Below are 22,270 nucleotides of genomic sequence, written 5' to 3' on the forward strand. Positions count from 1 at the left end.
TGTGCGACCGTATCATTATCCGGTAGGACGGCTTTGCTGCTGGACACATCAAATTCGTCCTACCACTTCCTTGTGAAGCCTTCTGCACCACCGCCTCCGGCAGTGTCAATCGAATCGACGGGGATCGTCGCTCGAGCCGAGCAGAATGCGATAGACAACGTAGCCGATCAGGAGGGCGAACGCGAGCGTCGCGACCGTCTCTGCGAACCAGATGGCGGCGTACAGCGCCCTCGTGAGGATCCTGATGACGACGATGCCGCCGAAGATTGCCGCGACGAACGCGAGTCCGCCGAGTGCCGCGCCGATTCGTTCCATAGGGACACCGGATCGGCCACCGGAATGAATCCACCGCTGTCGTCTGGCGTCGGGCGACGGAATCGGTCCAGTCGGTACTCTATAGTAACAACTGAACCGATTTACACACTGATCGCCGATCCCTCTGGCGATCAGGTGTACAACGACGTGCAGTGGCTACTCTACTTCCACCGCGGTGCGGGAACGCTTTTTAGGGACCCGCTCGAACTTCCGGTGATGGAACTCGACGATCATGCCGAGGATCTCGCCTCCGACCTCGGTGTCGACAAAGAGGAGGTCAAATCCGACCTGCAGAACCTGATCGAGTACAGCGTCCCGATCGACGAAGCGAAAGGCAGCCTGCGCCGGAAGTACGGCGACGGCTCGAGCGGCGGCGGCTCCGCCCCGTCTTCGAAGGAGATCGGTGAGATCACGCCCGAGGACGGCAACGTCACCGTGACGGGGGTCGTCCTGACGGCCGGCGAGCGGTCGATCCGCTACCAGGGATCCGATCACGTCATCGTCGAGGGGAAACTCGCCGGCGAGACGGGCGTCATCGACTACACCGCCTGGGAGGACTTCGGCCTCTCGCCTGGCGACACGATCACCGCCGGGAACGCCGGCGTCCGCGAGTGGGACGGCGAACCCGAACTCAATCTCGGCGAGAGTACCTCGCTGTCGTTCTCGGAGGAGCCACTCGACGTTCCCCACGAGATCGGCGGCGACGCGCAACTCGCCGACGTACAGACGGGCGATCGGGCAGTCAACGTCGAGGTTGCAGTCCTCGAGTGTGAACGGCGAACGATTGACGGCCGCGACGGCGAGACGGAGATCTTGAGCGGTGTCTTCGGCGACGAGAGCGGCCGACTCCCGTTTACGAACTGGGAACCCGCCCCCGCGATCGAGGAGGGCGGACCGGTTCGCATCGAGAACGCCTACGTCCAGGAGTTCCGCGGGGTTCCGGAGGTCAACGTCTCCGAGTTCTCGACGGTTTCGGAACTCGAGCGCGAGATCGACGTCGGCACCGATTCGACCACGATGGAGATCGGCGACGCGGTTCGCACCGGTGGCGTCTACGACGTCTGCGTCGTCGGCAACCTCATTGCGGTCCGCGACGGCTCCGGGCTCATCCAGCGCTGTCCCGAGTGTTATCGGGTCATCCAGAAGGGGCAGTGTCGCACCCACGGCGAGGTCGACGGAATCGACGACCTGCGCGTGAAGGCGATCCTCGACGACGGTACCGGCACCGTCACCGCCGTCCTCGACGACGAACTCACCGAGCAGGTCTACGGCGGTACCTTAGAGGATGCCTTAGAACAGGCCCGCGAGGCGATGGACCAGGAGGTCGTCGCCGACACGATCCGCGAGCGGATCGTCGGCCGTGAGTACCGCGTGCGCGGTCACCTCTCGGTGGACGAGTATGGCGCGAACCTCGACGCGGAGTCGTTCAAGGAGAGAGACGACGATCCGGAGGCGCGCGCACGTGCATTCCTTCAAGAAATCGACGGCGTCGACGACCGTGAGGGGGTGGACGCATGAGCGCGAACGAAGACGAGGAGATTCCGGGCCGCGAGATCGCTTACCGGCTGTTCGCGGCGGAGTACGACGATGCGACGCTGTCACATACCGAAAGCGACGAGGAACGAGCGCCCAACTACGTCGTCTCACCGACCGGTGCCCGGCTGAACCGGCTGTTCGTCGTCGGGACGCTCACCGAAGTCACGTCGGTCAACGACGAAATGCTGCGTGCACGCGTCGTCGATCCGACCGGCGCGTTCGTCGTCTACGCCGGCCAGTACCAGCCCGACGAACTCGCGACGCTCGAGTCCCTCGAGGCACCCGCGTTCGTCGCCGTTACCGGGAAAGCCCGGACGTTCCAGCCCGAGGACTCCGATCAGGTGTACACCTCGATCCGACCCGAGAGTATCGCGACGGTCGACCCCGACACCCGCGACCGCTGGGTCGTCAGCGCCGCCGAGCAGACGGTCGAACGGATCGGGGCCTACGCCGGCGCAGCGGAACTCGAGGCAAGCGGGGACGACCTCACCGACGCGTTGCTCGAGGCGGGCGTCGAGAACGGACTCGCGGCCGGAATCCCGCTTGCACAGCGCCACTACGGGACGACGCCGTCGTATCTCCGTGCGCTCCGAGACTGTGCGATAGAGGCGGTCGAGGTCGTCGCGGGCGAGCGCGATCAGGTGTCGGGACTCGCGGTCGGTCCCGAGGACTCTCGAGACGACGGAACGACGTTCGACTCGCTCGCGGACCTCACGAGCGCGGACGTTACGGACCTCGACGTCGACGCCACGACCGACACCCCGACCGAGTCGGTCGCAGGAGCCGGCGACGAAGCCACATCCGGAACCGACCCCGAGTCGGCGACGAATCGAGCGTCCGGAGTCGAGGCCAGTTCGTCCGTCGTCGGCACGGCGTCGGCGAGCGGCGGTTCAACCACTGACACGGACGACGAGGCGCCATCAGCCGCCGTGGAATCCGGCACCGATTCCGGCGCCGAGTCCGTCGGAGCGGTCTCGAGCGACGCACCCGAGTCGGAACTCGACTCCGAGTCGACGTTCGAGACCGATTCGGAAGGCGAACCCGACTCGGACGCCACCGAGGCCGAACCCGATTCGGAAGCGACCGGTGCCGAACAGCGTACGAAACCGACGCAGTCGACGTCCGACGACGACGCGGACGAAACCGACGAATCCACCGGTGACGACGGTGGGACTGACGAGAGCGTCGCCGAGCAGTTCGACGCCGCCGACGAAATGTACGAGATGGACGACGAGGAGCGTGAACGACTCGAGGCCGAGTTCGGCACCGAGTTCACGACTGGAAGCGAGGTCGACGACCCCGGCAAAGCGGATATCGACGTTCCGGAGGACGGCGATTCCGAGGCGGGCGCCGATACCGCCAGTGCGAAACCGGAGGCGGCCACGTCCGGAGCCGACGGGAGCGACGAATCGGACGAACTCGGTGCGCCGCCACAGTCGCGACTGGAGGACGACCCCGACGCCGCCACCGATCTCGAAGCTGACGAGAACGCCGCACCGGCTGATTCCGTCGACGAACCGGCCGACTCGAGCGAAGACGGGGCGGCTGACGAAGACATCGGTGACGAGATGGAAGCCGACCCGGCGGCGGACGACGAGTCCGAGGACGACGCTTCCCTCGAGGATGTCGACCTTCAGGAACGAGTCGTCGAAACGATGGGCGACCTCGACGACGGCGACGGAGCGAATCGGGCGGCGGTGGTCGAGACCGTCTCCGACGAGACCGGTGTGGCCGCGGACGATGTCGAGGACGCCATACAGGACGCGCTGATGAGCGGTCGGTGTTACGAACCGGACGACGGAACGTTGAAGCCGATCTAGGGTATCGAATGGACGCCGACCGACCCACCACGAAGGCGCGCGTCGATCCCGTCCCGGGCGAACCGGCTGCGATCGCGACCGTTGGGTGCGAGCGGGCACTCCTCGTCGCCGACTATCACGCTGGCTACGAAGACGCGCTCCGGTACGAACGCGGAGTCGACGTTCCCGGACGAGCCCCTGACCGTCGGGAACGGGTACTTTCGCTCGTGGACCGCGTCGATCCGGATCGATTCGTCGTTCTCGGCGATCTGATGCACTCGATCGGCGACCCCGGCGGCGCCGAACGCGGCGAACTCGAGGTGTTGTTCGAATCCCTTCCCACGAGCCTCGACGTGACGATCGTGAAAGGGAATCACGACGGGCTGATCGAAACCTGGCTCGGTGACGGTGAGCCGACCGAGATCGACGGCGACGATTCGGCGAGCGGCGCCGATTCCGGATCCCCGGCCCACGATGGCGATGTGCCGGCCGGTAGCGGGCGCGTAACCATCGTTCCCGGCGACGGTGTTCGACTCGGGGGTCTCGGTGTCTGTCACGGCCACACCTGGCCAGCGCCGGACGTTCTCGAGAGCGACGTGGTCTGTCTCGGACACGAACATCCCTGTGTTCGACTCGAGGACGAGATCGGGGGGAGCCGGGTGGAACGGGCGTGGCTTCGTGGACGGATCGATCCGGGTCCGTTTCGTGATCGGCCCGAGTACGACGACGTCTCATGGCTCCCGGGGGGACGTGGACCGAAACTCGTCGTGGTGCCGGCGTTCAACGACCTCGTCGGCGGAACCTGGGTGAACGTCCCGGATCAGTCGTTTCTCTCGCCGTTCCTTCCCGACGGGCTTGCGGATGGCGAAGCGTACCTGCTCGACGGCACTCGTCTCGGCGCGTACGGGGCTGTCTAATCTTCGCCACCCGACGGCGACGATCGAGGGGAGACGGGTTTGAGCGTCGTCGTTTTCGAAACATGCAGCGTCGACGGCGGATCTGTCGTGAACTATTTCAACTCGCGGTGTAACACTCGCACGTATGAGTACAGGGCACGGAAGGGGGCGGCTTTCGAACCTAACGCCACAGGAGGTCGTGGGTGGGCTCTTGTTGGCCGGTATCGGGATACTCGTTCTCGATCTCGTTCGATTGGTCGTCACAGGTGAACTCCCCCTCGGTAGACTGTGGTCGTATACGTGGAACGGAATCGTCGACTCGCTGTACATCGGTCTCGCCGCGATCGGGCTTTCGATGACCTACAGCATCCTCCGATTCGCGAACTTCTCACACGGTGATCTCGTGACGACCGGGGCGTTCTCCGGATGGACGGTCGCCTATCTCATCGGGGGACTTGGCGTTGCGGATCTGAGCAGTCGGCTGTTGCTTCGGGCTGACGGCGGTGCACAGCCCGGAAGCGTCGGGATGGATGTCTTGTCGGCACCGATCGCGATTCTCGTCGGCCTCGTCATTTCGGCCATCGTGACGATTCTCGTTGCACTCGCCATCGATCGACTCGTCTACAGACGGCTTCGCGATGCGGGCGGCATTCCGCTGTTGATCGCGAGCGTCGGGGTCGCGCTGGCGCTTCGATATCTCATCGCGTTCGTCTACACGACCGACACGCGGATCGTGGTCGCTTCACCACCACAGCCCGAGTTGCCGGCGGCGATCCAGTCGATCGTTCCGATGGAAACGATCAATCTCCACGAGGCGACACTCGTCATCTCCGCACTCGCGTTGATCATCGGCGTTCACCTCCTGTTGCAGTACACGAAACTCGGAAAATCGATGCGTGCGATGTCGGACAACAAGGACCTCGCGTTGATCACCGGCATTCCGACCGAGCGCGTCATCTTCGCCACCTGGGTGATCGGTTCGGGGCTCGCGGGAGTTGCGGGCTATCTGATCGTTCTTGACCGCGGTCAGATCACGATCAACCTCGGCTGGTTCCTGCTGTTGTTGATCTTCGCTGCGGTCATCCTGGGCGGGATCGGCTCTATCTACGGTGCGCTCGCCGGTTCGCTCGTTATCGGACTCACGATCAACCTCTCGCTGGTCTGGATCCCTTCGGACCTGAACGAAATCGCGGCGTTCACACTGATGATTTTGGTACTGATATTCAAACCAGACGGGCTGTTCAGCGGGGTGGAAACAGCATGAGCGACGCATCCGACACGATCGACGAACTCCGGGCGAAGGTTACGGACAACGACCTCCCGCAGTGGGCGACGGACCTCCTGTTGATCGCCGGGCTGGTCGTGGCAACGTTCGGTGCGTTCGCCGTCGTCGGATTGCTGACCGGCGTCGGATTGAACGAAACCGTCGGATTCATGCGGCTAGTGACGTTCTTCGCGGCCGTCTACGCCCTCGTCGTCCTCGCGTTGAACCTCCACTGGGGGTATACGGGGATGTTCAACATCGGCGTCGCCGGCTTCATGGCCGTCGGCGTCTACACGATGGCGATCCTCACCGCGTCGCCGGATGGCTCGCCTGCCGGACTCGGATTACCGATTCCGATCGGCGTCATCGGCGGAATGCTCGCGGCGGGTCTCGTGGGACTCGTCGTCTCGCTTCCGGCACTTAGGGTCCGTGCGGACTACTTCGCGATCGTTACGCTCGGTTTCTCGGAGATTATCCGCCTCGCATTACTCTCGGGATCGCTTCGTTCCGTCGAGATCGGTGGGACAGAGTACGGAACCGGCGGCGGAAGCGGAATCAGTTACACGCCGGTCGACAGCGTGATCCCGTGGCTTTTGGACGTGCCTGGTATCGGGTTTGTGGGTGATCAGTTCTTCGCGATCGGAGAGATGGCCGGCATCCAGTCGTCGATCATCCAGAGCGGACTCTACACCGGCGTACTGATCGCCTTCGTCGTCCTGTTCTACCTCTTTCTCACCCGAATCGCGTACTCGCCGTTCGGCCGCGTGCTGAAGGCGATCCGCGAGGACGAACTCGCCGCCCGCTCACTCGGGAAGAACACAGACCGGATGAAGATCACCGTCTTCGTCGTCGGCTGTATGCTGATGGGGCTCGCGGGCATCCTCTGGATGGGGAGTCAGAGCCGCGTCAATCCGGACAGCTTCATGCCGATCGTGACGTTCTACATCTTCGTCGCGCTCATCATCGGCGGCTCCGGATCGAACACCGGAAGCATCGTCGGCGCGTTCGCATTCGCCGCGTTCCTCTGGCAAGGTCCCCGATTCATCAGGAGCATCGTTCGAGCTAACGTCGACGTTCGGAGCCCACAGACGATCTACGACGCGTTCCTCGAGCTAGCCTCGGGCGATCCGCTCCCGATGCTCGGCTACGTCATCGGAACGCTCGACGAACTCCGGTTCGTCCTCGTCGGCGTCGTCCTGATCGTGCTCATGATCTGGAAGCCGGACGGACTGCTCGGGCACAGAAAGGAACTCGCCGCCGCGACCGACATTTCGCGTCGTCCAACGGCGACCGACGGAGGTGAGACCGATGAGTGACGCCGAGACGAACGTCGGGTCCGACACCGTGGCCGATAACTCGGCGAGGACGGAGTCGGCCGAGGAGGTCACAGAGACTACCGGCCGACGGACGGTCGACGAGCCGATCCTTCAGGTCGACGACCTCGTCAAACGGTTCGGCGGCATCACCGCCGTCGACGGTGCGAGCTTTCAGGTCGAACGCGGAACCATCACCGGGCTGATCGGCCCGAACGGAGCCGGCAAGTCGACGACGTTCAACTGTATCACGGGCGTCTACACGCCGAACGAGGGGTCCATCGTCTTCGAAGGAACGGACATCACGGGTCGAGACCCCTACCAGGTCGCAAATCAGGGACTCGTTCGAACGTTCCAGATCGCCCGCGAACTCCCCGAAATGACCGTCTTAGAGAACATGATGCTTGCGCCGAAAAACCAGCTCGGGGAGTCGCTCTGGCGATCGGTCGCACCGATCGCTCGGCGCGACGTCGTCGAACAGGAAGAGGAACTGCGCGAGCGCGCGTGGGAGATGCTCGAGTTCTTCGAGATCGACCATCTCGCCGGCGAGTACGCCGGCAACCTCTCGGGCGGACAGCGAAAACTGCTCGAGATGGCACGGGCGCTGTTGACCGATCCGGAGATGCTGCTGCTGGACGAGCCGATGGCAGGCGTTAACCCCTCACTCGAGAAGAAACTCCTCTCTCACATCCACGAACTCCAGGATCAGGGCTACACGTTCCTGCTCGTCGAGCACGATATGGACGTCATTATGAACCACTGCGAACACGTCATCGTCATGCACCAGGGAACCGTCCTCGCCGAGGGCGAGGCGGCAGAGATCAAAGCCAACGAGGAAGTGATCGAGGCCTACCTCGGAGGTGAGATCTGATGGCGTTACTCGAGGTGTCGGATCTGGACGCCGGCTACGGCGATCTCCAGATCCTAGAGGGTGTCGACCTCGACGTCGCCGACGGCGAGTACGTCACCATCGTCGGCCCGAACGGTGCCGGCAAATCGACGGTGATGAAGTCGATCTTCGGGCTGACGAAGTATATGGGCGGCTCGATCGTCTTCGACGACAGCGAGATTCACGGCTACCGACCCGAGGACATCATCCAGACCGGCGTCGGCTACGTCCCCCAGAACGACAACGTCTTCCCGTCGCTGTCGGTCATCGAGAACCTCGAGATGGGCGCCTACATCTTAGACGAGGTTCCCGAGGACCGCCTTGCGACCATCTTCGATCGGTTCCCGATCCTGGCGGAACGACGCGATCAGAAGGCCGGAACGATGAGCGGCGGCCAACAGCAGATGCTCGCGATGGGCCGGGCGCTCATGCTCGAGCCGGATCTGTTGATGCTCGACGAGCCGAGTGCTGGTCTCGCACCGGATCTGGTCGAGGACATGTTCGATCGCATCGACGAGATCAACGACGACGGCACCGCCATCCTGCTCGTCGAACAGAACGCAAAGGAGGCGCTCCGGCGCTGTGATCGGGGCTACGTCCTCGTCCAGGGCCAGAACCGGTACGAGGACAGCGGCGACGCGTTGCTCGCCGACGACCAGGTTCGACAGGACTTCCTCGGCGGATAGCGGATTCCGCTCGAGGCCGTCGCCGATTTTCGAAAGCCATCCCGATTGCCGCGTTAGCGCTTCGCTTCGACGCCGACTTCGTTCTCGAACCGCGAAAAAAACCGTTGCATGAACTCCCAACGGGACGCACCGAGACGTCGGTCGGGTTCGGTGTACATCACGTCCAGGCGCTCCGTCGCCCACTCCCGGAGAAGGGAGATGTCCGGAACGTCGGGCGTCTCCGTCCCGGGAGCCGACGAGTCGTCGATCACCGCGTAGCGCTCGCCCGCCCTGCCCGCTCGCTCGCCGACGATACAGGCCAGGCGGACGATGCCGACTGCGCCGGTCGTGTCCAGTTTGTCCGCATCGAAGAGTAACTTCGCCTCGAGCGTCTCCGGCTCCGGCGAACTGGATCGAATGCTGTGCGTTCGGATACAGTGTTCGACGGAGTCGATGTCGTCGGTTGGAACGCCCTCCCCCTCGAGGAGGGTCCTCGCCTCTGTCCCAGCCCACCGATCGTGATCGTCGATCTCTCCAGACCGCTTCCGGGGCCGGCCGATGTCGTGGAGCCACGCCGCTGCGGAGAGGCTATGCCGATCGACGTCCTCTTCGCTTTCGTCGGCCAATCGGAGGGCGACAGTTCGAACCCGGTTCGCGTGGAACTCGTCGTGTGCCGGGAGCGCGTCGTCGTAGTACGGGAGCGATAATTCGCGAGAAAGGGCAGGTAATCCAGCGGACATTCGTACGTGAGAAACGATACGTTACCGCCATGTCGGTTGTGAAACGAACCTCCGACGAACGGAACCGGACGCTCCGTTCGAAAGCGTTCGCTCGAGGAGGTTCGAACCGTCGAAAAAACTGTCAGGCTCGGATTGGTCGAGTTAGGACTCGAACTCGATCGTCTCGGTGATGTGGTAGCCGTCCTCGTCGAACTCGAAGAGGTCGTACGTGACTGCCTCCATGTCGCCGTTTTCGTCGAAGTTGACGACGCTCGAGGCGCCCTGGTACTGGATCTCCTCGCCGTTTGCGGCCATGTCGAGGCCGTCGGCGAGGTTGCTCGGACCGATCTCCTCGCCTCCCGGGTTGGCGACCTCGCGGATCTCCGCGCTCACGGCGGGACCGGAGAGATCGTCGGCTCTGAGCTGTGCGAGGATGTGCACGGCAGTCGCGTCGTAGGCCTGGCCAGTGAAGACGCCCGGGCCGTCGCCGTACGTGTCTTCGTACAGGTCGTTGAACGTCTCCGCTTCCGGCCCGCGAGCGGACGGAGCCGTCCCGATCACGTTCGACATCGGGTTGTCGACGTTGCCGGGCAGTGCGTTATCCTGGAGCCCGTCGGGCACCATGATCGTGTGATCGTTGTCGAAGTTGATGTAGTAATCGCGGAAGATCTGCTCGCCGCTGTCGGGGTAGCCGACGATGACCATCAGATCGGGATCGTCCGCGAGCGCACTCTGGAGTTCGGAGTCGTAGGACGGCTGTTCGGGCTCGAACGCAACCTCCTCGAGAACCTCCCCGCCGAGGTCCTCGAAGTTCTCGACGACCGTGTCCTGTAGGCCCTGGCCGTAGTCGTTGTTCAGGAAGAACGTAGACAGCGTCTCCGCACCCTCTTCCTCGTAGGCGATCTCGGCCATCGCCTCTCCCTGCCAGGCGTCACTCGGCGCCGTGCGAAGCAGGTAATCGCCATCCATGTCAGTGATGTCCGGCGACGTACTCGCCGGCGAGATGCCGACGACCTCGTTCGGGAAGAAGATGTCTTCCGCGACGGCGATCGTCACGGCCGATGACGCGGCACCGGTGACCGATGGGTAGCCCGCGTCGGCGAGTGCTTGTGCACCACTGATCCCCGCCTGCGGGTCGGTCTCCGTGTCCTCCTCTCGGATGTCGATCTCGTAGGCAACGCCCTCGTCCTCGAGTTGACTGCCAGGAAGGATCGCCGCGTCACGGATCGGCGCGCCGAGACTGCCGAGGTCACCCGTCACGGGGAGCAACGTTCCGACCATCACGTCGGGGTCGTCGCTGCCACCGTTACCGTTCCCACCGTTCCCATTTCCACCGTTACCGTTACCGTTACCGCCGTTTCCGTTACCGTTTCCGTCGAGACAGCCCGCAAGCGCGATTCCGGTTCCAGCACCGATTCCACCAAGCACCCTTCGTCTGCTGACATTCCGTGCCATATGCAAGCCAATGGTGAGTATGAATATAAAGTGTTTGTGTGAGCAAGCGAAACCGGAACTCGACACTCGCGGTGTCGGTTTCGAATTGCAGAACGCTTTTCATTTGCCTCGCCGTTTCTTCCCGCGATGAACGACGCAGGGAGAGGGCACCCATGACGATGGAAGATCGTATCGACGAACTCGAGGAACTCCGCGAGGAGGCTCGTCTGGGCGGTGGCGAAGAGCGGATCGAGAAACAACACGAGAAAGGAAAGATGACGGCCCGCGAGCGCATCGAGTACTTCCTCGACGAGGGAACGTTCACGGAGTTCGATCAGCTTCGCACCCACCAGACGAGCCAGTTCGGAATGGAAGAAAAGAAGATACCGGGCGACGGCGTCGTGACCGGCTACGGCGAGGTTGACGGACGAACGGTGTTCGTCTTCGCCCACGACTTTACGATCTTCGGCGGCTCGCTCGGCGAAGTCTTCGCCGAGAAGATCTGTAAGGTAATGGACAGCGCGATGGAAGTCGGCGCGCCGATCATCGGACTCAACGATTCGGCGGGGGCCCGGATTCAGGAAGGCGTCAAGAGTCTCGCCGGATTCACCGAGATCTTCCGCCGGAACCAGGAGGCAAGCGGTGTCGTTCCCCAGATTTCGGCGATAATGGGTCCGTGTGCGGGCGGTGCCGTCTACTCCCCCTCGATCACCGACTTCATCTTCATGGTCAAAGAGACCAGCCACATGTACATCACGGGCCCCGGCGTCACCAAGACCGTCACCGGCGAGGAGGTCACCCACGAGGAACTCGGCGGGGCGATGACACACGCCGGCAAAACCGGTGTGGCACAGTTCGCCTGCGAAAGCGAAGAACAGGCACTCGACGACATCAAACGTCTCCTCTCGTATCTCCCACAGAACAACGTCGAGGATCCACCTCGAATCGACCCGTGGGACGACCCCGATCGGCGCGACGAGCAACTCAACGAGATCGTTCCGCCGAGTCCGCAGAAACCCTACGACATCGTCGATGTCGTCGATAGCGTCGTCGACGAGGGATCGTTCTTCGAGGTCGCCGACAAATTCGCACAGGAGATCGTCGTCGGCTTCGCCCGCCTCGATGGCCGGTCGGTCGGGATCGTCGCCAACCAGCCGCGGGTGAACGCCGGCACGCTCACCGTCGACTCCTCGATGAAGGGGTCGCGGTTCGTCCGCTTCTGTGACTCGTTTAACATCCCGATCGTCACCTTCGTCGACGTTCCCGGCTACATGCCGGGTACGGACCAGGAACACCGCGGCATCATCCGCCACGGTGCGAAACTGCTCTACGCCTACGCCGAAGCGACCGTCCCGCTGCTGACGGTCATCACTCGGAAAGCCTACGGCGGGGCCTACTGCGTGATGGCCTCGAAGAACCTTGGCGCGGACGTCAACTACGCCTGGCCGACCGCCGAAATCGCCGTTATGGGCCCACAAGGTGCCGTGAACCTCCTCTACCGCGACGAACTCGCCGAGGCCGAGAACCCCGACGAACTCCGGGACGAACTCATCGAGGAGTACCGCGAGGAGTTCGCCAACCCCTATACGGCGACCGATAAGGGCTTTCTGGACGACGTCATCGTCCCCACCGAGACCCGCCCGCGTCTGATCGACGACCTCGAGATGCTCGAGACGAAACGCGAACAGAATCCGGACAAGAAACACGGCAACATCCCGCTCTGATGACGACACACCAACAGTCCGAAACCGACCGCGAGGGCGCGTCGAGTCGCAACGGGGAGGAAACGCCGGATCCAGCCGCGTTCGACTCACCGCGTGCGGACGACGACACACGGCTCTCCCTCGAGATTTCGGCCGACGTGGACGACGACGAGGCGGCTGCGATCGCCGCCGCCGTCGGCGCTCACCTCCACGATCACGCCCGTGCGGCCGCGGCGGCTGCCGCCTCGAGCGAGGAGACGTGGGACGAAAAGCGGTGGTCGTTCGCCGGTCGAATCCGCGCCCAGCAACAGCGGACGGTCCGTATCCCCCGGGAGGCACCGACGGATCCGTGGAGCGCTGCCGGGCGAACCGACCGGTTCTGAGACGGATTGGTGTACCGTTGTACCGTTGAACCCACAGACCGGTCGCGGGTTCGGCGGTCCCGACTGACAGGAAACCGTATGATTGCCGGCCGATCGCTCACCGTTCCGTGATCGGCCGATACAGGCCCATCGCAGGCCGTATGAGTTGGACGTCCGACCTGAGTCGGGTTCGATTCTCTCCGACAGGCGAGATCCGGTGACTCGTTGGGTTGCGAAAAAGTAAGGTAGTCGCCCCGTGACGGTTTCGAAAAGGATGTTCAGGAAGGTTCTCGTCGCGAATCGCGGAGAAATCGCGATCAGAGTGATGCGAGCGTGTGAAGAACTCAACGTCGGAACGGTCGCCATCTACTCCGAGGCGGACAAAGATGGCGGGCACGTCCGCTACGCGGACGAAGCCTACAACGTCGGGCCGGCTCGCGCGGCCGACTCCTATCTCGACCACGAGGCCGTCATCGAGGCCGCCTGCAAGGCCGACGCCGACGCCATCCACCCCGGCTACGGCTTTCTCGCGGAGAACGCCGAGTTCGCGGGGAAAGTCGAGGAGACCGACGGGATTACCTGGATCGGTCCCTCGAGCGACGCGATGGAGTCGCTGGGCGAGAAAACCAAGGCCCGGTCGATCATGGCGGAGGCGGACGTCCCGATCGTTCCCGGCACGACGGAGCCGGTCACCGACCCGGGGGAAGTCGAAGCGTTCGGTGAGGAGTACGGCTACCCGATCGCAATCAAAGCCGAAGGCGGCGGCGGCGGGCGAGGAATGAAGGTCGTCCGATCGGCGGACGACGTCGAGGATCAACTCGAGAGCGCGAAACGCGAGGGCGAGGCCTACTTCGACAACGATTCGGTCTACCTCGAGCGCTATCTCGAGAACCCACGTCACATCGAGGTCCAGATTCTCGCCGACGAACACGGTAACGTCCGCCACCTCGGCGAACGTGACTGTTCGCTCCAGCGTCGCCACCAGAAGGTGATCGAGGAAGGGCCGTCGGCGGCGCTGACGGACGACCTGCGCGAGCAGATCGGCGAAGCCGCCCGCCGGGGAGTCGCGGCGGCCGACTACACGAACGCCGGGACCGTCGAATTCCTCGTCGAGGAAGACCCCAGTCGAGGCCCCGACGAGCTGCTCGGTCCCGAGACGAACTTTTACTTCCTCGAAGTCAACACCCGGATCCAGGTCGAACACACCGTCACGGAGGAGATCACCGGACTCGACATCGTCAAGCGCCAGATCCGAATCGCCGCCGGCGAGGAGATCGACTTCGAGCAAAGCGACGTCACGTTCGACGGCCACGCCATCGAGTTTCGGATCAACGCCGAGAACGCAGCCGAAGAGTTCGCTCCGGCGACTGGCGGCTCCCTCGAGACGTACGACTCGCCGGGTGGAATCGGCGTTCGTCTCGACGACGCGCTTCGACAGGGAGACGACCTCGTGACCGACTACGATTCGATGATCGCGAAGCTGATCGTCTGGGGCGAGGACCGCGAGGAGTGTCTCGAACGGTCGCTTCGTGCACTCCGTGAGTACGAGATCGATGGGATCCCGACGATCATCCCGTTTCACCGCCTGATGCTTTCGGACGAGCGGTTCGTCGAGAGCACGCACACCACGAAGTACCTGGACGAGGAACTCGACGAGAGTCGGATCGCCGACGCCCAGGAGCAGTGGGGCACCGACACCGAATCCGCCGACGGTGACGACGAGGAGACGGTCGAACGGGAGTTCACCGTCGAGGTCAACGGCAAGCGGTTCGAGGTCGAACTCGAGGAACGCGGCGCACCCGCGATCCCGACCGGCGACGTCGACACCGGAAACTCGGCCGGTCCACCCCAGCCCGCCGGCGGGAGTCAGGACGAGTCGACGACGGACGTCGCCGGCAGCGGGGAGACGGTCGACGCCGAGATGCAGGGAACGATCCTCGATATCGAGGTCGAGGAGGGCGACGAGGTCGCCGCCGGCGACGTCCTCGTCGTGCTCGAGGCGATGAAGATGGAAAACGACATCGTCGCCTCCACGGGCGGCACCGTCAGCCAGATCGCCGTCGCGGAAGGGGATAGCGTCGACATGGGAGAGACGCTCGTCGTCCTCGAGTGAGACGAGCCGGGTCAGGCCCGAGCGAGACGACCCGGTTCGGGAAAGCGACGGCGCTGGTTCGCTCGAACACACAGATTGCACGCCGAGTCGGCGTTTTCGGTGGACACACGTGACACCCACACGGACGCCCGAAGCCGAGGACGCTGTTCGACTGGCACGCCGTCGACGTCTGTCTCGAGTTCTGGGGAACGACCGGATCCCCCGGTCCGTGAGAACAGTCGACACGGTCATGCGCGTTCCAACACCTTTGTATCGGAGGGTTTCAGAGTGTGACGTATGACTGAAAACGTCGTCGTTCTCGGTGCCGGGTACGCCGGTGCCGGTGCGATCAAGACGCTCCAGTCGGAACTCGGGGGCACTGTACGGCTTACCTGGATCGCCGATGTCGACTATCACCTGGTTCTACACGAATCCCATCGCGTGATACGAGATCCGGACGTCAGATCGGACATCACCTTCTCCGTCGACGAAATCGCCGACCCATCGACCAGATTCATCCAGGACGAAGTCGTCGGGTTGGACCCCGAGGAACAGGTCGTCGAACTCGCCGAAAACGACGACGTCGACTACGACTACGTCCTCGTCGGACTCGGAAGCCAGACCGCCTACTACGGCATCCCCGGTCTCGGCGAACACTCACTGACCCTCAAGAGCCTCGACGACGCCCTCGAGATCCACGAGGCCGTCAAGGAAGCGAGCACGAACGCCACCCGTGGCGAGCCCGCACAGGTCGTCGTCGGCGGTGCAGGTCTCTCCGGTATCCAGACCGCCGGCGAGATCGCCGAGTTCCGCGATGCACACCGCGCACCGATCGAGATCCACCTCGTCGAGGCGCTCGACGAGATCTTCCCCGGAAACGACCCCGAGATTCAGCAGGCGCTTCGTGACCTCCTCGAGGAAGCCGCGGTTCGGATCCACACGGACGATCCGATCACCGAGGCGACGGACGAGGTCATCCACTTCGACGAGGGTGACCCCCTCGAGCACGACGTGTTGATCTGGACCGGCGGGATCACCGGCCGCGACGCGATGGACGACGTCGACCTCGAGAACGAACACAACCGCCTCACGACGGAGGCGAACTTCCAGACCTCCGACGAGCGCGTCTTCGCGATCGGCGACTCGGCGATCATCAATCAGGGCGACCAGCCCGCACCGCCGACGGCCCAGGCCGCCTGGCAGGCTGCCGACGTGGCCGGGGAGAATATCGCTCGAGCGATCGAGAACCGCCCGCTGAAGACCTGGGAGTACGACGACAAGGGTACCGTCGTCTCCGTCGGCGAGAAGGCCGTCGCACACGAAGTCAAACCGGCGTTCGGCGTCTCCCTCCCCGTCGATACGTTCGGCGGCTTCCCGGCGAAGAACCTGAAGAAGATGATCGCGGCCCGCTGGATCGCCGACATCACCTCCTGGAACGAAGCCCGACAGTCCTGGTCGTCTCTGTAGGTTCCTCGAGCGAGCGTTCGAGTCCCGTCACAGCCGACTGTGCTCGCGAAGGCCACTCGCACCGACTGATCGCTTTCTCTGATTGATCGCTCATTTGGTCACAGCCGACTGTGCTCGCGAAGGCCACTCGCACGAGTGAAATACGAGACGTGGTAGACCGACAGCACGGTCCAGACGACCGGTGCGGCGACGACGAAGACGAGAAACGCGAGCGCGAATGCAGCCAGAAACGCGATATCTTCTGACATCAGCATCCCGCCCACTACGCCACCAGCGACCGCAGCGAGTACGGCGAGGACAACCGGAACGTACGCGAGGATCCCTCGTAGGATCGTGTAGCCGACGACACTGATCGGGTTCGAACGAGCGACCGACATCGACGTCTTAAACGAGTCGATCACGCCGACGTCTCCGACGACGATCGCGGCGTCGAAAAACTGGATGGCGACGGCGATCGCGGCGACAACCAGCACGACGGCCGCCATAACGAGGACGAACCCGATCCCGAGCGCGCTGCCGACCGCCGGATCGGCACCCGCCGACAGATCCGCACCGACGATCCCGAACAGAACAAGCAAAACGATCGCGATGGTGATCGCGAACATGAGGACCATATAGCCCACGAAGAGGACGGCGAACGCGCCGACCATCCGCTGCCAGTACTCCTCTAACCCTTCGATCAGGTGATCGAACGAGGGTGAGCCTCGAATGCCTTCGGCGGCCATCGCCAGCGTCCCAGCGAGCGCAAAGGCAGGGACGATCCAGACGACTAACGCGAGAAACATTCCGACGAACGGGATCGAAGTGAGCGCCATGTAAGCGATCGTGCTGACGAGCCACGTGATCCCGATTCCGGCGATCAGTATCGGCTCGTCGAGGACGGTTCCGATTGACTCTCCGAGCGATGATATCGCATATCCCATTGTAATTCCAATCGGAACTCGTCTAGCATATAACTTCTCATCTCCAGGTTCTCGGAGCCGTTTCGCGCGCGATTGCGGACATCCCCGGCTCGAGCGATGCATCGGTCGTCGGGACCGACGACGCCGGCATGTAGACTATCGAAAATCAGTATTGCCACACCCGAAATCGAGTCGTGGGTACACCGGTTCGTACGGACCGCGACGACTCGGTACCGGTCGATCGCTTGCCGGTCTGCGTCCGACCGGAAATCAGTCATCGCAGACCGTCTCATACGGTTTACTGTCAGTCGGGACCGCCGAACCCGCGACCCGTCTGCGGGTTCAGCGGTAACACGTTAGGAATCCGTATCAGACGATCGCTACGACTCGTCGTCCTCGTCGTCCTCGTCGAAACTCACGTCCTCGAAGTCGGCGTCGACGAACTCCTCGCCGTCGCCTGCGTCGTCGGCACCGGGGTTCGGTCCACCCATATCGCCCATGCCGCCCATGCCGCCGGGCCCTGCGCCCGCACCGGCTGCACCCGCACCGCCGGCCCCGCCTGCGGCACCGGCCTGTTGCTGGTAGACCTGTTTGCCGATCTCCTGGAGTTCGCCGCTGAGTTCCTCGACCGCTTCCTCGATCTCCTCGGCGTCGGCCTCGTCGTCGTCGATCGTCGCCTCGAGGTCCTCGATACCCGCCTCGATCGACTCGCGGAGGTCGTCGTCGACCTGCTCGTCGTTTTCCTCGAGTAACGTCTCGGCGCGCTGGATCGTCGCCTCGGCGGTGTTGCGAGCCTCGATGCGGGCACGCTTCTGTTCGTCCTCCTCGGCGTGTTTCTCGGCCTCCTCCTGCATGCGATCGATCTCCTCGTCGGAGAGACCAGCGCCGCCCTCGATGGTGATCTCCTCGCTCTCGCCGGTTCCTTTGTCCTCCGCGGAGACGTTGACGATGCCGTTCTCGTCGATCGAGAAGGTGACTTCGATCTGGGGCGTTCCCGCAGGTGCCGGCGGAATGCCCGTCAGGTGGAACTCACCGAGCTGTTCGTTCTTCTCGGCGAGTTCGCGCTCGCCCTGGAACACCCGCACCTGCACGGAGGTCTGGTTGTCGGCCGCCGTGGTGAAGATCTTGCTCTCCTCCGTGGGAATCGTCGTATTCTTCTCGATGAGGCGCTCGAAGAGGCCGCCTTTGACCTCGATACCGAGCGAGAGCGGCGTGACGTCGAGCAGGACGATGTCGTCGACCTCGCCGCCGAGAACGCCACCCTGGATCGCCGCGCCGAGTGCGACGGCCTCGTCGGGGTTGACGTTCTTCTGGGGTTCTTTCCCGGTCAGTTCCTCGACTTTCTGTGCGACCTGTGGCATCCGGGTCGAGCCACCCACGAGCAGGACCTCGTCGATGTCGTCTTTCTCGTAGCCGGCGTCGGACAGCGCCTGCTCCGTCGGCTCGACGGTGCGATCGATGAGATCCTGGGTGAGCGACTCGAACTTCGCTCGAGTCAGACTCTCCTCTAGGTGGATCGGGCCGTCGTCGGTCGCCGTAATAAAGGGCAGGTTAATCTCGGTTTCCTTGCGACTCGAGAGTTCGATCTTGGCCTCCTCGGCGGCGTCTTTCAGCCGCTGGAGGGCCTGGCGGTCGTCGCGGAGATCGATGCCGTGGTCGTCCTCGAACTCGTCGGCGAGATAGTCGATGATCGCGTGGTCCCAGTCGTCGCCACCGAGGTCGTTGTCGCCGTTGGTCGCGACGACCTCGTAGACGCCACCCCCGAGATCGAGGATGGAGACGTCGAACGTGCCGCCGCCGAGGTCGTACACCAGCACGGTCTGGTCGGAGTCGTCGTCGAGGCCGTAGGCCATCGACGCCGCCGTCGGCTCGTTGATGATCCGTTCGACCTCGAAGCCGGCGATCTCGCCGGCGTCTTTCGTCGCCTGACGCTGTTTGTCCGAGAAGTACGCGGGGACCGTGATGACGGCCCGCTCGACGTCGTCACCGAGGTACTCCTCGGCGTCGCGTTTGATCTTCTGGAGGATCATCGCCGAGATCTCCTGTGGCGTGTACTCTTCGCCCTCTACGTCGACGGTGTACTCTTCCTCACCGATGTGACGTTTGATCGAGGCGATCGTCTTCTCCGGGTTCTGGATCGCCTGGTTCTTCGCCGGTTTGCCGACGAGCCGTTCGTCGTCGTCGGTGAACGCGACGACCGACGGCGTCGTCCGGTCGCCTTCGGCGTTGACGATGATCTCCGGATCGCCACCTTCCATCACCGCGAACGCGCTGTTCGTCGTCCCGAGGTCGATACCGAGAATCTTGTTACTCGCCATTAGGGTGGCTTTGTGCGCACTTTGGTTTAAACGTTACTAGCCGAGGTGGTGGGTCGAATAAAACTCCTGTGGCCGAGATTCGTGCGACCGAACCGGCAGTCCGTATCAGTTCGCCGCCGTGACGCGGGTGGCCCTGCGACGAGAACCTATATTTGGCGTCGCACTCGAGACGACCACGAGCAATGGTTTCGGAACTGTTCGATCCCGAGTGCTGGGAGCCGACGGCCCTGAACGACGAGTTCCGCGATATCACCTACCACCGCGCGGTCGACTCCGGAACGGTGCGGATCGCGTTCGACAGACCTGACGTTCGGAACGCGTTTCGACCGAGAACGATCGACGAACTGTACGACGCCCTCGATCACGCGAAACGGCAGACGGACGTCGGCTGCATTCTGCTGACCGGTAACGGTCCGTCGCCCAAAGACGGCGGCTGGGCGTTCTGTTCCGGCGGTGACCAGACGAGCCGTGGCGAGGACGGCTACCAGTACGACGGCGACGAGGAACGGGCATCGGAGCAGGGACGATTACACATCCTCGAGGTCCAGCGACTCATCCGACACGTCCCGAAGATCGTCGTCTGCGTCGTTCCCGGCTGGGCGGTCGGCGGCGGCCACTCGCTGCACGTGGTCTGTGACCTCACGCTCGCGAGCGAAGACCACGCGAAGTTCCTCCAGACCGACCCCGACGTGGCGAGTTACGACGCCGGCTTCGGGTCGGCCTATCTGGCGAAACAGATCGGACAGAAGAAAGCACGGGAAGTCTTCTTCCTGGGGAAGACCTACTCCGCCGAGGAGGCCGCCGAGATGGGCATGGTCAACGAGGTCGTCCCCCACGAGGAAGTAGAGGAGACGGCACTCGAGTGGGGCGAACGGATCAACGCGAAGAGTCCGACCGCGATGCGGATGCTCAAGTACGCGTTCAACATGACCGACGACGGGATGGTCGGCCAGCAGGTGTTCGCCGGCGAGGCGACGCGTCTCGGCTATATGACCGACGAGGCTGCGGAGGGACGCGACGCGTTCGTCGAAGGGCGCGATCCCGACTTCGACGAGTTCGCCTGGCACTACTGACCAGGGGGCGGCGGGGCCGATGGTGTTCGCCGGAACCAGCAACATCGGCCGTTACCTCTCACTACCTTCGTTCGGCTGTGAGCGCCAGGTTCGCCGCGAGAGCCCACTAACACTCCGGTCGACGGGCAGCGTTCGTGACGTGAGAGGCGTCGAAGACGACGGTACGTTCGGGCCGAAGCGCAACGTTTTGAACGTTCGGGCCCCGACTACCGGTAGGTGACGATGGTTCCCGATCGGCCCTCGCTGTCGCGCCGAGCGTACGTCCGAGCGCTGGTAGCCGCAGGTGGCGCGAGCGCCCTCTCGGCCTGTCTGGACGCGGTCGACGACGGCGAGGCGACAGCGGCCCCGTCCGGTACGGACGATCCGGACTCGCTGCCCGACCGACAGCACGCCTGGAACGACATACTCTCGAGCGACGACGACGGGAACGTACTCCTCCCGGAACACCACGCGCTCGTCGCGCTCTCGCTTCGCGCCGAACCCGACGAGGAAGACCGGGACACGGTCGAGGCCGCGTTCCGTACCATAGAGCGAGCCTACGAGTGGAGCAACGAGGGCCTGGTCTTTACCGTCGGTTACACCCCGGCGTACTTCGCGCGCTACGACGGATCTCTGCCCGACTCGGTCGACCTTCCGGAACCGATCGCGCTGACCGATCGGGAAGACCCCGCGTTCGACGAGTACGACGCCCTGCTCCACCTCGCGAGCGACCGTCCGGAGGTGGTCCTCGAGGCCGAGGAGGCGCTGTTCGGCGACCGAGAGACGGTAAACGGCGTCGACCTCGATGCGGATCTCTCCGACGTCTTCGACCGACTCGAGGATCACCGACGCACGGGATTCGTCGGCGAGGGCCTGCCCGCGAGACACACGGACCTCCCCGACGTCCCCGAATCGATCCACGAGGAAGCGCCGTTTTTCATGGGCTTTCGATCAGGGTTCCGGGAGAGTCAGGCGACCGAAGACCGCGTGACAATTTCCGAGGGGCCTTTCGCCGGCGGAACGACCCAGCAGCTCTCCTCGATGGATCTCCAGCTCGAGGTCTGGTTCGAACAGGACAACCACTACCAGCGAGTCTCGAAGCTGTTCAGCCCAGAACACGCCGAGGAGGAGCTGGTCGGAGCGTTCGGCGAGCGCCTCGAGACGGCGAGCGGGCTGACCGACGACCGTATCGAAGCGACCGCGGCCGACGCCCGCGAACGCGGTGTCGTCGGCCACGCCCAGAAGGCCGCTCGAGCCAGGGAGAACGGCGACCCGCTTCTCCTGCGCCGGGACTTCAACACCGTCGACGGCGACCGACCGGGATTGCACTTCCTCTCGCTCCAGCGGGGGATAGACGAATTCGTTCGCGTACGCGAGGCGATGACCGGCGCGGATCTCGACGTTCCGTCGGCGAACAACGGTCTCCTCCACTACATCTTCGTGAACCGCCGCGGGAACTACCTCGTTCCGCCCCGGGAGCACCGTGCGTTACCGCCCGCAGATCCGGATTCGGGGGCGTGAACCGACCGACAACGACGATACGA

The 22,270-nt window shown here is 63.7% G+C and carries 18 protein-coding genes; 13 read left to right on the forward strand and 5 right to left on the reverse strand.

The genetic code is table 11. The features are described 5' to 3' along the window. Positions 1 to 105: 105 nt before the first annotated feature. The gene (locus GRS80_RS00005; protein ID WP_160045753.1) at positions 106 to 315 is read right to left on the reverse strand and encodes a hypothetical protein; all 210 of its coding nucleotides are present in this window, start codon (positions 313 to 315) and stop codon (positions 106 to 108) included. Between the two features lie 216 nt (positions 316 to 531). Between GRS80_RS00005 and GRS80_RS00010 the strand changes: the two genes are divergently transcribed. The 7 genes from GRS80_RS00010 to GRS80_RS00040 all read left to right on the forward strand — a co-directional run bounded on the left by GRS80_RS00010 (position 532) and on the right by GRS80_RS00040 (position 8,698). Further along, a complete protein-coding gene (locus GRS80_RS00010) occupies positions 532 to 1,833 on the forward strand; it encodes a Single-stranded DNA binding protein (RefSeq protein WP_160045754.1) in 1,302 nt (433 codons plus the stop codon). Next, the gene (locus GRS80_RS00015; RefSeq protein WP_160045755.1) at positions 1,830 to 3,671 is read left to right on the forward strand and encodes a hypothetical protein; all 1,842 of its coding nucleotides are present in this window, start codon (positions 1,830 to 1,832) and stop codon (positions 3,669 to 3,671) included. Before GRS80_RS00010 ends, GRS80_RS00015 begins: the two co-directional genes overlap by 4 nt. A gap of 8 nt (positions 3,672 to 3,679) precedes the next feature. Then, positions 3,680 to 4,567 carry a metallophosphoesterase gene (locus GRS80_RS00020; protein WP_160045756.1) on the forward strand — a complete coding sequence of 296 codons (888 nt, stop codon included), beginning with the start codon at positions 3,680 to 3,682 and terminating at the stop codon, positions 4,565 to 4,567. 124 nt (positions 4,568 to 4,691) lie between these two features. Then, positions 4,692 to 5,810 (forward strand): branched-chain amino acid ABC transporter permease, encoded by a 1,119-nt coding sequence (locus tag GRS80_RS00025; protein ID WP_160045757.1) that lies wholly within the window; start codon positions 4,692 to 4,694, stop codon positions 5,808 to 5,810. After that, entirely contained in the window at positions 5,807 to 7,126 is a 1,320-nt protein-coding gene (locus GRS80_RS00030; protein ID WP_160045758.1) for a branched-chain amino acid ABC transporter permease, read from the forward strand. Before GRS80_RS00025 ends, GRS80_RS00030 begins: the two co-directional genes overlap by 4 nt. After that, positions 7,119 to 7,994 (forward strand): ABC transporter ATP-binding protein, encoded by an 876-nt coding sequence (locus tag GRS80_RS00035; protein WP_160045759.1) that lies wholly within the window; start codon positions 7,119 to 7,121, stop codon positions 7,992 to 7,994. The genes GRS80_RS00030 and GRS80_RS00035 overlap by 8 nt, the downstream gene beginning before the upstream one ends. Continuing rightward, positions 7,994 to 8,698: an ABC transporter ATP-binding protein gene (locus GRS80_RS00040; protein WP_160045760.1), complete on the forward strand. Its 705-nt coding sequence runs from the start codon at positions 7,994 to 7,996 to the stop codon at positions 8,696 to 8,698. Before GRS80_RS00035 ends, GRS80_RS00040 begins: the two co-directional genes overlap by 1 nt. 53 nt (positions 8,699 to 8,751) lie before the next feature. Here the strand turns inward: GRS80_RS00040 and GRS80_RS00045 are convergent, their stop codons facing one another. Together GRS80_RS00045 and GRS80_RS00050 are read right to left on the reverse strand one after the other, a co-directional pair. Beyond that, positions 8,752 to 9,417, reverse strand: coding sequence for an HD domain-containing protein (locus GRS80_RS00045; protein ID WP_160045761.1), 666 nt, complete (start codon positions 9,415 to 9,417; stop codon positions 8,752 to 8,754). A 141-nt stretch (positions 9,418 to 9,558) separates the two neighbouring features. Next, a complete protein-coding gene (locus GRS80_RS00050; protein WP_160045762.1) occupies positions 9,559 to 10,851 on the reverse strand; it encodes an ABC transporter substrate-binding protein in 1,293 nt (430 codons plus the stop codon). A gap of 158 nt (positions 10,852 to 11,009) precedes the next feature. Between GRS80_RS00050 and GRS80_RS00055 the strand changes: the two genes are divergently transcribed. From GRS80_RS00055 to GRS80_RS00070, 4 genes are all read left to right on the forward strand, one after another. Beyond that, positions 11,010 to 12,554, forward strand: a complete 1,545-nt coding sequence (locus GRS80_RS00055; RefSeq protein ID WP_160045812.1) for a carboxyl transferase domain-containing protein — start codon at positions 11,010 to 11,012, stop codon at positions 12,552 to 12,554. Then, a complete protein-coding gene (locus GRS80_RS00060; protein WP_160045763.1) occupies positions 12,554 to 12,916 on the forward strand; it encodes a hypothetical protein in 363 nt (120 codons plus the stop codon). Before GRS80_RS00055 ends, GRS80_RS00060 begins: the two co-directional genes overlap by 1 nt. 253 nt (positions 12,917 to 13,169) lie before the next feature. Further along, positions 13,170 to 15,008, forward strand: coding sequence for an acetyl-CoA carboxylase biotin carboxylase subunit (locus GRS80_RS00065; protein ID WP_160045764.1), 1,839 nt, complete (start codon positions 13,170 to 13,172; stop codon positions 15,006 to 15,008). 276 nt (positions 15,009 to 15,284) lie between these two features. Further along, positions 15,285 to 16,454 (forward strand): NAD(P)/FAD-dependent oxidoreductase, encoded by a 1,170-nt coding sequence (locus tag GRS80_RS00070; protein WP_160045765.1) that lies wholly within the window; start codon positions 15,285 to 15,287, stop codon positions 16,452 to 16,454. Between the two features lie 98 nt (positions 16,455 to 16,552). On the opposite strand, the gene GRS80_RS00075 is transcribed toward GRS80_RS00070, so the two are convergent. Continuing rightward, a complete protein-coding gene (locus GRS80_RS00075) occupies positions 16,553 to 17,377 on the reverse strand; it encodes a hypothetical protein (RefSeq protein WP_160045766.1) in 825 nt (274 codons plus the stop codon). Positions 17,378 to 17,736: 359 nt separating this feature from the next. Continuing rightward, complete coding sequence (dnaK, locus tag GRS80_RS00080; RefSeq protein ID WP_160045767.1) at positions 17,737 to 19,674, reverse strand: molecular chaperone DnaK; 1,938 nt, start codon at positions 19,672 to 19,674, stop codon at positions 17,737 to 17,739. 182 nt (positions 19,675 to 19,856) lie between these two features. Here dnaK and GRS80_RS00085 point away from each other — a divergent pair, with 182 nt between their 5' ends. Together GRS80_RS00085 and GRS80_RS00090 are read left to right on the forward strand one after the other, a co-directional pair. Then, complete coding sequence (locus GRS80_RS00085) at positions 19,857 to 20,747, forward strand: 1,4-dihydroxy-2-naphthoyl-CoA synthase (RefSeq protein WP_160045768.1); 891 nt, start codon at positions 19,857 to 19,859, stop codon at positions 20,745 to 20,747. 222 nt (positions 20,748 to 20,969) lie between these two features. Next, complete coding sequence (locus GRS80_RS00090; protein ID WP_160045813.1) at positions 20,970 to 22,247, forward strand: Tat pathway signal protein; 1,278 nt, start codon at positions 20,970 to 20,972, stop codon at positions 22,245 to 22,247. Positions 22,248 to 22,270: the final 23 nt, after the last annotated feature.

Source organism: Natrialba sp. INN-245 (assembly GCF_009807105.1).
Lineage (GTDB): Archaea > Halobacteriota > Halobacteria > Halobacteriales > Natrialbaceae > Natrarchaeobius > Natrarchaeobius swarupiae.